Origin of the sequence: Comamonas sp. Tr-654, from assembly GCF_011752915.1 — a bacterium.
Classification (GTDB): domain Bacteria; phylum Pseudomonadota; class Gammaproteobacteria; order Burkholderiales; family Burkholderiaceae_C; genus Comamonas.
On record NZ_VWWQ01000004.1, the window covers coordinates 97,273 to 110,366 of the forward strand.

Annotated in this window: 11 protein-coding genes; 8 read left to right on the forward strand and 3 right to left on the reverse strand. The window is 63.9% G+C overall.

The features are described from left to right. Positions 1 to 77: 77 nt before the first annotated feature. Positions 78 to 1,010, reverse strand: coding sequence for a LysR substrate-binding domain-containing protein (locus F3J24_RS13755; RefSeq protein ID WP_167007248.1), 933 nt, complete (start codon positions 1,008 to 1,010; stop codon positions 78 to 80). On the opposite strand from F3J24_RS13755, the gene F3J24_RS13760 reads away from it, so the two are divergent. The 8 genes from F3J24_RS13760 to F3J24_RS13795 all read left to right on the forward strand — a co-directional run bounded on the left by F3J24_RS13760 (position 989) and on the right by F3J24_RS13795 (position 11,406). After that, positions 989 to 2,278 carry a CaiB/BaiF CoA-transferase family protein gene (locus F3J24_RS13760; RefSeq protein ID WP_205244783.1) on the forward strand — a complete coding sequence of 430 codons (1,290 nt, stop codon included), beginning with the start codon at positions 989 to 991 and terminating at the stop codon, positions 2,276 to 2,278. The two genes, F3J24_RS13755 and F3J24_RS13760, sit on opposite strands and share 22 nt — an antisense overlap. Before the next feature lie 32 nt (positions 2,279 to 2,310). Further along, positions 2,311 to 3,459, forward strand: coding sequence for an acyl-CoA dehydrogenase family protein (locus F3J24_RS13765; RefSeq protein ID WP_167007254.1), 1,149 nt, complete (start codon positions 2,311 to 2,313; stop codon positions 3,457 to 3,459). Positions 3,460 to 3,504: 45 nt separating this feature from the next. Beyond that, positions 3,505 to 4,239: a histidine utilization repressor gene (hutC, locus tag F3J24_RS13770; RefSeq protein WP_240154334.1), complete on the forward strand. Its 735-nt coding sequence runs from the start codon at positions 3,505 to 3,507 to the stop codon at positions 4,237 to 4,239. Positions 4,240 to 4,376: 137 nt separating this feature from the next. Next, a complete protein-coding gene (gene recQ, locus F3J24_RS13775; RefSeq protein WP_167007256.1) occupies positions 4,377 to 6,287 on the forward strand; it encodes a DNA helicase RecQ in 1,911 nt (636 codons plus the stop codon). A 250-nt stretch (positions 6,288 to 6,537) separates the two neighbouring features. Further along, the gene (locus F3J24_RS13780) at positions 6,538 to 7,911 is read left to right on the forward strand and encodes an aminotransferase class III-fold pyridoxal phosphate-dependent enzyme (protein WP_167007258.1); all 1,374 of its coding nucleotides are present in this window, start codon (positions 6,538 to 6,540) and stop codon (positions 7,909 to 7,911) included. Between the two features lie 188 nt (positions 7,912 to 8,099). Further along, positions 8,100 to 9,161 carry a peptidogalycan biosysnthesis protein gene (locus tag F3J24_RS13785; RefSeq protein ID WP_167007261.1) on the forward strand — a complete coding sequence of 354 codons (1,062 nt, stop codon included), beginning with the start codon at positions 8,100 to 8,102 and terminating at the stop codon, positions 9,159 to 9,161. After that, on the forward strand, positions 9,158 to 10,057 hold the full coding sequence (locus tag F3J24_RS13790) for a hypothetical protein (RefSeq protein ID WP_205244784.1): 900 nt from the start codon (positions 9,158 to 9,160) through the stop codon (positions 10,055 to 10,057). Before F3J24_RS13785 ends, F3J24_RS13790 begins: the two co-directional genes overlap by 4 nt. A 47-nt stretch (positions 10,058 to 10,104) precedes the next feature. Further along, positions 10,105 to 11,406, forward strand: a complete 1,302-nt coding sequence (locus F3J24_RS13795; protein ID WP_167007264.1) for a cyclopropane-fatty-acyl-phospholipid synthase family protein — start codon at positions 10,105 to 10,107, stop codon at positions 11,404 to 11,406. 75 nt (positions 11,407 to 11,481) lie between these two features. Here F3J24_RS13795 and F3J24_RS13800 read toward each other — a convergent pair whose 3' ends face one another. After that, positions 11,482 to 12,699, reverse strand: a complete 1,218-nt coding sequence (locus F3J24_RS13800) for a DegT/DnrJ/EryC1/StrS family aminotransferase (protein ID WP_167007267.1) — start codon at positions 12,697 to 12,699, stop codon at positions 11,482 to 11,484. A gap of 1 nt (position 12,700) precedes the next feature. Next, positions 12,701 to 13,087 (reverse strand): multidrug efflux SMR transporter, encoded by a 387-nt coding sequence (locus F3J24_RS13805; protein WP_003069549.1) that lies wholly within the window; start codon positions 13,085 to 13,087, stop codon positions 12,701 to 12,703. Positions 13,088 to 13,094: the final 7 nt, after the last annotated feature.

A 13,094-nucleotide genomic window follows, 5' to 3' on the forward strand; every position in this document is an offset into this window, starting at 1 on the left:
CTATGTGCCAACTCGCTCGCCCACAGACCGCCTCCGCCGCTTTGTGCGACGCGCACCAAAACAGCACCCGCGTTGCGCTAGTCGGGTGCAATCACGCTTTTTGCCACGGTCAGAAATGGTGCAATCAGCGCCGAGGCATTGCTCCTGGGCACCGACAGCACCACGGCCTGCTTGGCGACGCGGCCCTTGATTCTTTTGCAGACCAGCCGCTTGCCGTCGTGGGTTCGGTCGACCACCGGCCGCGTGGTCAGAACGCTGACGCCATGCCCGTTGGCGACCATGGAGCGGACAAGCTCTATCGACGCCAGTTCATAGTTCACCGTGGGAACCACGCCCGCTTCCCGAAACAGCGAGAGAAAGTATTCGCGGCTCTGCGGCAGGTTGATCAGCAGCAACGGCGACTGGGCCAGCTCCCCCAGGCTCACGCTGGGCGCCGCAGACAGGGCATGCCGGGCAGGCAGCAAGGCATAGGGCGGCAATGCGGCAACCGGATGCATGGTCAACAGAGGGCGGGCCAGGCCCAGGTCATATTGCAGTGCGGCATGGACCTCCCCGCGCTCCACTTGCCGCGTCAGGGAGGCGATGTCCCCTTCGACCAGCTCGATGTCGATTGAGGGGTGGCGCTTTTGCATCTGGGTGAGCAGCTGCGGAATCCACAGCGCGCCCAGCGTGCTCAGAAAGCCCAGCCTCAGCGTGCCGGAAACCGTCTGCTTGCGCGGCTCCTGAAGCAGTTGCGCTGCTTCGAGCAGGCTCAGGGCCTCCCGGCTTCTGGCCAGCCCTGCCGCGGTCAGGTCCAGTCCGATGGCATGTTTGCGCACGAACAGCTGCTCGCCCCATTGGGCTTCGAGGTCGGCAATCGCCTTGGAGATGGAGGGCTGTGAAACATTGATGGCCAGCGCCGCCCTGGCCGTGCTGCCGTGGCGTGCCGCAGCCACGAAGTACTCCAGCTGTCGCAAATTTATCTGAATCAATTTTTTGAATCCAGTGAATGGGAAATGAATATTTTCCATTGATTCATGTTTTGGGCAGCATGCAGACATCGCTTCAGATCAACAGCGGGAATCCCATGCCTGAATCCACCGAAAAAACTGCTTCCCGTCCACTGGACGGCATCCGCATCCTGGACTTCACCCGGGTTCTGGCAGGCCCCATGTCCACGGCCTTGCTGGCCGATCTGGGCGCGGAGGTCGTGAAGGTGGAGCCGCCCCAGGGCGACGACTACCGAGCCATCGGCCCCATGAAGAACGGACAAAGCGCCTTGTTCACGGTCATGAATCGCAACAAGCAAAGCCTGGTGCTGGATCTCAAGCATGCGGACGCGGTCACCGTGGTGCATGAGCTGGCCCGGCAGGTCGACGTGGTGGTCGAGAACTTCAGGCCTGGTGTGGCCGAGCGCCTGGGCATCGGCCCCGAAATGCTGCGCGCCCTCAATCCCCGGCTGGTGTATGTCAGCGTCTCGGGCTTCGGCCAGACCGGCCCGCTGGCCCACCGTCCAGCCTACGACATCATTGTTCAGGCCATGAGCGGCCTGATGGAGGCCACTGGCGAGCCTCAAGGCGCACCCACCCTGGTCGGCGAAGCGGTCAGCGATGTGGTTGCCGGCCTGTTTGCCTCCTGGGCGACTCTGGCAGCCCTGCTGCAGGCGCAGAGAACCGGAGTCGGCCAACATGTCGATGTCGCCATGTTCGACACCACGCTGAGCTTTCTGGCGACATCGATGTCGCGCTATCTGTTCACCGGCCAGCCTGCGCGGCGTGTGGGCAACCGGCATCCGCTCTCGGCGCCATTCGGCGTCTACAGGGCACGTGACGGCCATTACGCCCTGGCCGTGCTCAACAAGAAGCTGTTCGATGCCACCGCAGCCGCCATGGATCTGCCCGAGCTGGCCAGCGATCCGCGCTTTGCCAGCGACGAAGTCCGCTCGGCCAACGAACCCGCCCTGCGCGCCGCACTGGAGGGCTGGAGCACGCAGCACGATGTGGCCGATGTGGTCGCGCGGCTGGAGAGCGCAGGCGTTCCCGCAGCCCCGATCTGGAATATCGAGCAAGCCCTGAATTCCGAGCAGATCCGCTCGCGTGGCCTGCTCTGCGAAGTCGAGGACGAACGCCTTCCGGGCCTGCAGCTGCCGACACAGCCCGTGCACTTCAGCGGCGCACTGCCCAATCGCGCGCAACGCGCGCCGGCCCTGGGCGAGCACACGGAACTGCTGCTGCAAAGCTGGCTGGGCCGCAGCACGGACGCCATTGCCGCCTTGCGCGAAGCAGGCGCCCTGGGTTGATTTTGATAGCAAGAAAACAAGGAGAGAACGCCATGTCATTGATTCGTCTGGGCGCGACCGAAGAAGATCAGGCCGTTGCCGATGCTGTTGCACGATTTGCCGAGGAAACCCTGGCACCCTTGGCCCAGGCCATGGACGAGGAAGCCTTTTCCGCCACGCGCCATGTGCCCGGCCTTTCCGCGCTGGGCGTGATGGGCATGAATCTGCCGGAGCGCTTCGGCGGGCCGGGCGTCACCCCCACCGCCATGCTGATGTCGCTGGTCGCCATCTCGCGTGCCTGTGCCGCGACCTCGTCCATGATCGGTGCCCACTACCTGGGCACGGATGCCGTTCTCATCGGCGGCGACGAAACGCAGCGCGAGCAATGGCTGCCGCGCTGCGCCAGCGGAGAATGGCTGGCGGCCTTCGCGTTGACCGAGCCGCGTGGCGGCTCTCACCCTGCAGACATGCGCACCCGGGCCGTGCGCGACGGCGACGACTATCTGATCACGGGCGTCAAGCACTTCATCTCGAATGCGGCAGAGGCCCGCTTCATGGTCGTCTTCGCCAAGACCGATGCGGAAGCTGCGGCACGAGGTGTCAGTGCCTTCATCGTGCCGCGCGAGCTGCCCGGCATACAGATATCGTCGCCCGAAAAGCTCATGGGCATCCGCGGCGGCCATGCTTTTGAAGTTTCGCTGGACGGCGTACGCGTCCCGGCGGCCAACCGCCTCGGCGCCGAGGGCACCGGCTTCAAGACCGCCATGAAAGTGCTGGACAACAGCCGCCTGGACGTGGCAGCGACCTCTCTGGGCATCGCCGAGGCCGCGCTCAAGGCGGCGGCCGACTGGGCCAACCAGCGCCTGGTGGGCGGCGAGCCGATAGCCAGCAAGCAGGGCATACAGTTCAAGCTTGCCGACATGAAGCTGCGCCTGGAAGCCGCCTGGGGCCTGACTATGCAGGCCCTGGCACTGCGCCAGCAGGGACAGCCCTTCACCCAGCAGTCGGCCATGGCCAAGCTGTTCGCCTCGGAGATGGTGAGCTTCGTGACCGACGAGGCACTGCAGATCCATGGCGGCTACGGCTATACCCGTGAAATGCCGCTGGAGCGCTATGTGCGCGACGCCCGCATCCTTCGCATCTTCGAAGGCTCTTCCGAGATTCAGCGCACCATCATCGCGCGTGCCGTACTGAGCGCCTAGGAATCACAGCGGCACCCGGCCGGATTTGCTGGTGTAATCCACTCCATGGACAAACACTCTTCCATGTCGCTGCACGGGAAAATTCTCACCGAGATTGAACAGAACATTCTCAGTGGCCGCTGGCCGCCTGGCTATCGCATCCCGTCGGAGATGGAGCTGACCGTCCATTACCAATGCTCGCGCATGACGGTGAGCAAGGTGCTGAACAAGCTGGCAGAAGCCGGTCTGCTGGTGCGCAAGCGCAAGGCCGGAAGCTTTGTGACGAGCCCGCAAACCAGCTCTGCCGTGCTCGAGATTCCCGATCTGCGCCAGGTGGTGCTGGGCATGGGTCAGGAGTACTCGAGCAGGCTGCTGGGCCGCACGCAGCGGCGCAGCGCGCGCGAGGACATGGAGGCCATGCGCATGACGCAGCCGGCCTCCATCGTCCATGTGCTGTGCCTGCACATGGCGGGATCCCGGCCGTTCTGCATCGAAGACCGCCTGATCAATCTCGAATCCGTGCCGGACGCCGAGCACGAGCCGTTCACCGAACACAGCCCCAGCTCCTGGATGGTCAACCATGTGCCCTGGAGCTCGGCCGAACACCGCATCCGCGCCGAGGCAGCCAGCGAGGAAACCGCCGGCCTGCTGGAGATCAAGCCCGGCTTTCCCTGCCTGGTGATCGACCGCCGCACCTGGACCGGGCAGCTGCCCATCACCTTTGTGCGCCTGACCTATCCCGCCGATCTCTATGAGCTGGATGCGCATTTTTCACCCTCCACCATAGGGCAGGCTGGCTGATTGCGCATAACCCGGCCCGGGCAGCGCGTCGGGTCGCGGCGCACAATAGGGCCAGTCCTGATGCTTGCATCTGAGGTCAAATTCACCTCAATCCCATATACAGCAAGCGCTAATAGCTATCGATTCAAGAGTACCCGGTGTCTTCCGCGCAATCCATTCTGCAAGCCGTTTTTGGCTACGAGCAATTCCGTGGCCCCCAGCAGGCCATCGTCTCGCATGTCATCAACGGCGGCGATGCACTGGTGCTCATGCCCACGGGCGGCGGCAAATCGCTGTGCTACCAGGTTCCGGCCATTGCGCGCCAGCAGCTCGGCCATGGCGTGACGATCGTGGTCTCACCGCTGATCGCGCTCATGCACGACCAGGTCGGCGCACTGCATGAGGCCGGCATCAGCGCCGCCTATCTGAACTCCACCCTGAGCTACGACGAGACGCAGGAGGTGGAGCTGCGCCTGCAAAGCGGTGACATCACCCTGCTCTACGCCGCGCCCGAGCGGCTGAACACGCCACGTTTTCTGGGTCTGCTCGACGACCTGCACGCCCAGGGCAAGCTGTCGCTGTTCGCCATCGACGAAGCGCATTGCGTGAGCCAGTGGGGGCACGACTTCCGCCCCGAGTACCGCGCGCTGAGCGTGCTGCACCAGCGCTATGCCGATGTGCCGCGCATCGCGCTGACGGCCACTGCCGATGCGCTGACGCGCGCCGACATCATCGAGCGCCTACAGCTGGAAGCAGCCCAGCATTTCATCAGCAGTTTCGACCGCCCGAACATCCGCTACAAGATCGCCGAGAAAAAGGACGTCAGCAACCAGCTGCTGCGCTTTATCGAACGCGAGCACGAGGGCGAAGCCGGCGTGGTCTATTGCCAGTCGCGCAAGCGTGTCGAGGAGCTGGCCCAGACCCTGGTGCAGAACGGCATCAATGCCCTGCCCTATCACGCGGGCCTGCCCCAGGACATGCGCCAGAACCACCAGGACCGCTTCTTGCGCGAGGACGGCGTGGTCATGGTGGCGACGATTGCCTTCGGCATGGGCATCAACAAGCCCGATGTGCGCTTTGTGGCCCATGTGGACATGCCCAAGAACATCGAGGGCTACTACCAGGAAACCGGCCGTGCTGGCCGCGACGGCCTGCCCGCCGATGCCTGGATGGCCTACGGTCTCAGCGACGTGGTCAACCAACGCCGCATGATCGACGAAAGCCCGGCCGAGGAGCAGTTCAAGCAGGTGATGCGCGGCAAGCTCGATGCCCTGCTCGGTCTGGCCGAGGCCACGGACTGCCGCCGTGTGCGCCTGCTGGCCTATTTTGGCGAACAGTATGGACAGGAGCCGAGCCTGGATGGCAAGCCACTGCAGGCCGTTGCCCGCACCCATTGCGGCAACTGCGACAACTGCCTTGAACCACCGGCGCTCTGGGACGGCACGGATGCGGCGCGCAAGCTGCTTTCCACCATCTTTCGCGTGCACGAGGCCAGTGGCCTGACCTACGGTGCAGGCCACATCATGGACGTGCTGCGCGGCAAGGAGACGGACAAGGTCACGCAGTACGAGCATGACAAGGTGTCCACCTTCGGCATCGGCAAGGAGTATTCGGAGCCGCAGCTGCGCGCCGTGATGCGCCAGTTGCTGGCCACGGGGGCCCTGGGCCTGCACAAGGTAGTGAGCGAAAACAGCGGCCATGTGTTCGACACCTTGTGTCTGGCCGCAGGCTCGCGTGCCGTGCTCAAGGGCGAGATACAGGTGCAGCTGCGCGAAGCCGTGGCCGCTTCACGCAGCAAGAAGCAGAGCAAGAAGTCCGCTGCCAATGCAGCTGCGGTCAATCTGGGCCCCGATGCACAGGTTCGCTTCATCAACCTCAAGGCCTGGCGCGCCGAAGTGGCCAAGTCTCACAATCTGCCGGCCTATGTGATCTTCCACGATGCCACGCTGGCATCGATTGCCGAACTCAATCCCCAGAGCCTGCAGGAGCTCCAGGGCGTCAGCGGCATGGGCACCAAGAAGCTCGATGCCTATGGAGCCGAGGTGCTGCGCGTGGTAGCCCTGGGCTGATCGGCCCGCAGCAGCGCCCCCGGCGCCGCCTGGCCAGCCCGTGGCAGCTCGGCCCCGAACCTTGGGCCAGCAGAAACCGCAGCGGGAGGACTGCCAGGCCGGTTTCAACGTCCTTGATGCCGCAGGAAGCCGGCCAATAAGGACCTCTCCACAATTCCCACACAAATGCTCGACAGCCCGGAAATATTGCAAACGCACACTGCTGCCGCATACCGTTGACCGAATCCATTTTTGCGGAGCGCTTTCTGCTGTGATCAATACTGCCCAATTGCTGGCTGACGAAGCCAAATACTGCTCGTTTGGCGACACCGTCCACTACGTCAATCCTCCGAAGATCTTCACGGGCTGCGAAGGCAGCTACATGTACGACGATGCCGGCACGTCCTACCTCGATCTGCAGATGTGGTATTCGGCCGTCAACTTCGGCTACAAGAACAAGCGTCTTGAAGCCAAGATGATCGAGCAGCTGCAGGAGCTGCCCCAGGTGGCCAGCCAGTATCTGCACCCCACCAAGATCGAACTGGCCAAGTTCATTGCCGAAGACGCCAGGAGCAAATGGGGCCACGACGGCCGCGTGCACTTCAACGTGGGCGGCGCGCAAGCCATCGAGGACTCGCTGAAGGTCGTGCGTAACGCCAGCGGCGGCAAGAGCCTGATGTTCGCGTTCGAAGGCGGCTATCACGGCCGTACGCTGGGCGCATCGTCCATCACCTCCAGCTACCGCTATCGCCGCCGCTTCGGCCACTTCAGCGACCGCGCGCAGTTCATCCCCTTCCCCTACCCCTTCCGCCGCCCCAAGGGCATGACGGCAGAGGAGTACGCGGAATCCATCGTGGCCGACTTCCGTCGCAAGTTCGAAAACGAATACCACGCGGTCTGGGACCCCAAGACCAACCAGTGCGAATACGCAGCCTTCTACATCGAGCCCATTCAGGGCACCGGTGGCTACGTGATCCCGCCTGCCAACTTCTTTACCGGCCTGAAGAAGGTACTGGACGACCACGGCGTGCTGCTGGTGGTCGATGAAATCCAGATGGGCTTCTGGCGTACCGGCAAGCTGTGGTCGGTGGAAAACTTCGGCATCCAGCCCGATGTGCTGGTGTTTGCCAAGGCCCTGACCAATGGTCTGAATGCACTGTCCGGCCTGTGGGCTCGCGAAGAGCTGATCAACCCCACGGTGTTCCCGCCCGGCTCCACCCATTCCACCTTTGCCTCCAACCCGCTGGGCACGGCCCTGGGCCTGGAAGTCATGAAGATGACCCACGAGATGGACTTTGGTCGTCAGGTGCGCGAGTCGGGTGCCTACTTCCTCGAAGGCCTCAAGGAGCTGCAGAAGCGCCACAAGGAAATCGGCGATGTGGACGGCCTGGGCCTGGCGCTGCGTGCCGAAATCTGCACCGAAGACGGCTTCACGCCCAACAAGGCGCTGCTGGACAAGATGGTGGACATCGGCCTCGAAGGCGGTCTGGAATACCAGGGCCAGAAGCGCGGCCTGGTGCTGGACGTGGGCGGCTACTACAAGAACGTGATCACCTTCGCGCCTTCGCTGATGATTTCGCGCAGCGAGATCGACGAAGCCATGGTGCTGCTGGACCAGTTGCTGACCAAGGCTAAAAAGGCGTAACCCCCTGAGCGGCTTTGCCTAGGCGGCCCCGCCGCTTCCCCCTCTCTCTTCGGGAGGGGGACGACAGCATCGCTGTGCGGCGGCGGGGGCCGCCCAGGTCTTGCTCGCTGTCTCTTGCTTGGGTTGTGCCAGTTTTCTGCGCTGCAGACACACTCAGGCGCCATCAAAACCGACTACAAAAAGGCGAAATGGCGACGGAAAATTTCCGCAACCAGCTCGAACCCAGTGGCTTGCTGCAGCAGTTCACCAACCACCCTCCAGAAGGCTTTGCCTTGCTGAAGGAATGGCCGGCTCCAGCATTCACGGCCCCCTTCGATTTGCTGACCACCGCAGATGACGCGCTCAAGGCGCGTCTTTTGTCGTTGCCGGGCGGGCGCTGGCTGAGCACCAGGCTCAGGCTGAAGACGGACTTCATCGGCAGCACGGTCAGCGAGTATGCACCCCTGCCCCCGGACGTGGAGGCCGCCACGCTGGCGCGGCAACTGCGCACCGCTGCGGGCCAGACCATGCTCACCATCGTCAAGGATCTGCCGCAGGCATCGCCCCTGCTGAGCGCCAGCGACAATGACTTTGCCAGGGCCTTGTCCAAGGCGCTGGCGGAGCAGGGCTTTGTGGCGCTGGAAGGCCAGGCGCTGGCCTATGTACCTCTTGACTTTGCCAGCACGGATGCGTATCTGGCCGGCCTGTCCAAGAACCGCCGCAGCAGCCTCAGGCGCAAGCTAAAGAGCCGCGCCGGGCTTGACATTCGTCGCCTGCCGACCGGCGCTGCCTTTGCCGGTGAGAGCCGCATCGACGCCTACTACACCCTGTTCGAAGCGGTGTATGCGCAAAGTGAAATCCATTTCGACAAGCTCTCGCGCGCCTTCCTGGCCGGCCTGCTGCGCGATGCAGACAACGGCGGCATCGTGTTCGAGTATCGCGATGCGCAAAGTGATGTTCTGCTGGGCTGGAATCTGTGCTTCGAGCATGACGGCAGGTTGATCGACAAATACATAGGCCTGTCCTACCCGGCAGCGCGTGAGGCGAATCTCTATTTCGTGAGCTGGATGGTCAATCTCGAGTACGCACTGGAGCGGGGTCTTTCCCACTATGTGGCAGGCTGGACCGACCCCGAGGTCAAGGCCCAGCTCGGCGCCAGCTTCACCATGACGCAGCATCTGGTCTTCATCCGCAACCCAGTGCTGCGCGCGTTGGGGCGACGCTTCTCCGGTCTGTTTGAAAGCGATAGCCAGTGGGGCGACAAGCCATGATGCAACAAACACCTGTGGTGCTGGATGTCGATGGATCGGTAGGCCCGCTGGCACAAGAAAAGCGCCTGCCGCTGGCTGACTGGCAAGAGCTGGTGCGCTTTGGCTGCGGTCTGCGCAGCTTCAGGCGCTTCGGGCAGGCCATGCAGGAGCAGTTGCCCGCGCAGCACGGCACCGTGCTCATGGGCAGCGGCGACTTTCACCATCTGAGCTGGCCTCTGATCGAGCGCTGCATCGCCCAGAAGGGCTTCAGTGCCAAGCATCCGCTGCGCGTGGTGGTGCTGGACAACCACCCGGACAATATGCGCTTCCCCTGGGGCGTGCACTGTGGCTCCTGGGTGCGGCGCGTAGCCATGCACCCCGCCGTGTCGCAGGTCCATGTGGCAGGTATTACCTCGCAGGACATAGGCTCGGCCCACGCCTGGGAGAACTATCTGCGGCCGCTGCGCGCCGGCAAGCTCACCTACTGGAGCTGCGGCGTGGACACCGGCTGGGCCAGGCGTGTAGGCGCGGGCAAGGCGTTTCGCAGCTTTGCCGATATCTCCGAGCTGGTACAGGCGCTGTCCAGCCATTTGCATGACTGGCCGCAGGACACGTATCTGAGCATAGACAAGGATGTGTTCGCCGCCGAAGTCGTGCGCACCAACTGGGACCAGGGCCGGATGCTGGAAGAGCAGGCCGTGCAGCTGATCGATGCGCTGCGCGGACAGATCGCGGGCAGTGACATCACGGGCGACGTGTCGTCATGGCACTATGGCACCTGGTGGAAGCGACTGATGAGCGCGGGCGACGGCCAGGACACACAGATTGACGCCGCTACGCTGGCCGGCTGGCAGGCCGGGCAACATGCATTGAACCAGCGGCTGATACAGCGCATAGCGCTCAGCAGCACGAGTTAGGGCGATTTCACCGACCACTTTTCAACACTTCGCTTCAAGGAGCTGACATGCTGGATCGGTTGACCGAAAAATTGCTGCAACAGGCATTTGCACCTCTGGTCACCACGGGACGGCTCGAAGTCATCACTCCTTCAGGAAAGGCGCTGATCTTCGGCGACGGCGGCCAGCCTCAGGCGCGCATGCGCTTTGCAGACAGACGCGCCGTCCTTGCGCTGCTGCGCGACCCCGACCTCAACTTTGGCGAGCTGTTCATGCAGCAGCGCCTGCTGGTCGAGCAAGGCTCGGTCTACGACGTGCTGGAGCTGGTGCTGCGCGGCGCCAGACAGGTGCCCGTCAGCGCCACGGTGCGCATGCTCGATGCCTGGCGCATGAAGCTGCGGCCCTTGCTGCAGAACAATCTGCGCGGCAAATCGCGTACCAACGTGGCGCATCACTACGATCTGGACGACCGGCTCTATCAGCTGTTTCTCGACAGCGAGCGCCAATACTCCTGCGCCTATTTCGAGCAGGGCAATGAAGACCTGGAAACGGCACAGCTGGCCAAGAAGCGCCATATCGCCGCCAAGCTGCTGATCGAGCCGGGCCAGCGCGTGCTCGACATCGGCTGCGGCTGGGGCGGCCTCTCGCGCTATCTGGCCGAGGTGGCCGGCGCCGACCATGTCACCGGCATCACGTTGTCCACGGAGCAGCTGGCCGGCGCGCGGTCCAGGGCCTCGCAGTCCATCCATGGCGAGCGGCTGGAGTACCGGCTGGAAGACTACCGCGATACCCAGGGTCCCTTCGAACGCATCGTCTCTGTCGGCATGTTCGAGCATGTGGGCACGAGATTCCACGACGCCTTCTTCCGCCAATGCCATGAGCTGCTCAGCGAGGACGGCGTGATGCTGCTGCACTTCATCGGCAACAGCGATGTGCCCGACTTCAACAATCCCTGGATAGAGCGCTACATCTTTCCCGGCGGCCATATTCCGTCGATGTCGGAGTTCACGCCGGCCATCGAGCGGGCGGGGCTGGTGATCTGCGATATCGAGGTGCTGCGCCTGCACTATGCCCAGACCCTGCGCCTGTGGCGCGAGCGCTTCATGGCCCGCCGCGCCGAAGCCGCAGCCCTGTATGACGAGCGCTTCTGCCGCATGTGGGAGTTCTATCTGTCCATGTCGGAAACCGCGTTCCGCTACCAGGACATCGCCATCTTCCAGGTTCAGCTGGCGCGCAGGCAGGATGCCGTGCCGCTGACGCGCGACTATGTGCACCAGCGCGAAGGGGCACTCAAAAGCCGGGAAGCGGCCCTGGGCCTGAGCGCACCAGCCATGGCGGGCGCTGCGAAAATCAAAGCATCTACCGCTTGACTGCCATTGATTTCAGCATCAATACGGCCTGAAATCTTTTTATATCAAGCGCAAGCAGCTATTGTTTTATGAGAGTCAGGCACGCTGAACCACGGACCGGAGGTGGCCCGCCAGTTGGGCAAACCGTGCCTCATCCAGCCACGGGCTGTTGCTGATGGCCAGCAGGCGCTGCGCCCAGTCACGTGCCTGGCCGACGGTGTCGCCCCGCGCAGCACCCAGCACATGGTCGTAGCGGCCATAGTCGGGCAGCACATGGACAAAAGGCAGGGACAGACCCCAACCACCATCCCAGTGCGCGCGCAGCACGGCATCCCTTGCCTGCTGGCTGGGCATGCGCAGCAGGATCACCGGCCACACGCCCTGCGCCCCGGGCACGGCATCCTGCACGACCTCCAGCCCGCAGGCCTGCAGCTGCGCGATGCGCAGGCCGGCCTGCGCGGAGGTCTGCTGTTGAAATGCCGCCAGCCGCCGCAATGCCTTGGCACCCACGCTCTGGCGCCAGCGCCCCAGACGGTGCTGGGCAATGAGATCGTCGAAGTCATCGCCTGCGGCCTCCACCCAGTCACCGCGGGACAGTGATTTCTCCAGCGGCTTGCCATAGGCCATACGCAGCCCCGAGGGCCGGTAGAGCATGGCATAGCCCAGCAGCTCGATGCTGCGGCGCAGCTCCCACCACGGGTTGAAGCGCGTGGCGGCGCCGGCGGCGTGCAGCGCAGCACGCATGGAGGGCTCGCGCGCCACAAGCACGCCGCCTTCAAAGGTGCTCAGCCCCTTGCCCACGGCCAGGCTGAAGAAACCGATGTCGCCCTTGAGGCCCACCGAAGCTGCGTCGCTGCGCGCTCCAAGCGCCTGTGCCGCATCCTCGATCACATAGGCGCCCACGGCACGCGCACATTGCAGGGCAGCATCCACATCGGCCACACGCCCGCACAGGTGGGTTGGCAGCACTGCCAGCGTGTGGTCGCTGCACAGCTGCTGCAGGCAGACCGGGTCCATGTCCAGCGCATCGGCGCGCAGATCGCAAAGGCGCAGCTGCAGCCCGCACTGCGCGATCGCCAGCGCCACCAGCGGACAGGTATAGGCCGGTGCGACGACCTCGCTGCGCCCCGGACTGAGGGCCTGCAGACTGCGCAGAGCCACCATCAGGGCCGAGGTGCCCGAGCATTCGAGCTGCACCGCCTCCACGCCCAGCCACGCGGCCAGTTGCGCTGCCAGGCTGCCCGCCCCCGAGGGCCAGAGATCGCCGAGCTGCAGTGGCAGGCCTGCCGTTGGCGGCACGGTGGGCTGGCGCATCTCAGGCGGCCTGCTCGGCCTCTGGCTTCTCGCTCACAGCCAGGCACATGATGCCGGCCACGATGAACAGACAGCCAATGATCTGCGGCCAGCCAATGGGCTCGTTGAACAGCCAGTACGAAATCGCCAGCACCGAGATGATCTCCAGATGCGAGGCGGCGAACGCCGGGCCGATGGGAGCGTGCTTGAGCAGGCTCATCCAGGTGAAAAAGGCCCCGATGTAACCCACGAAGGCACCGTAGATCCAGGGCTGGCTGAACACGCGCAGCAGCCAGCCGGTCGAGAACTCCAGCGGCAATGCGGAATCACCGGCCTGCTTGAAGCTGAGCTGCGCCAGCGTGTCAAAGGCCATGAGAACCAGAAATCCGACAATGTAAAAACGCTTCATAGCCGAC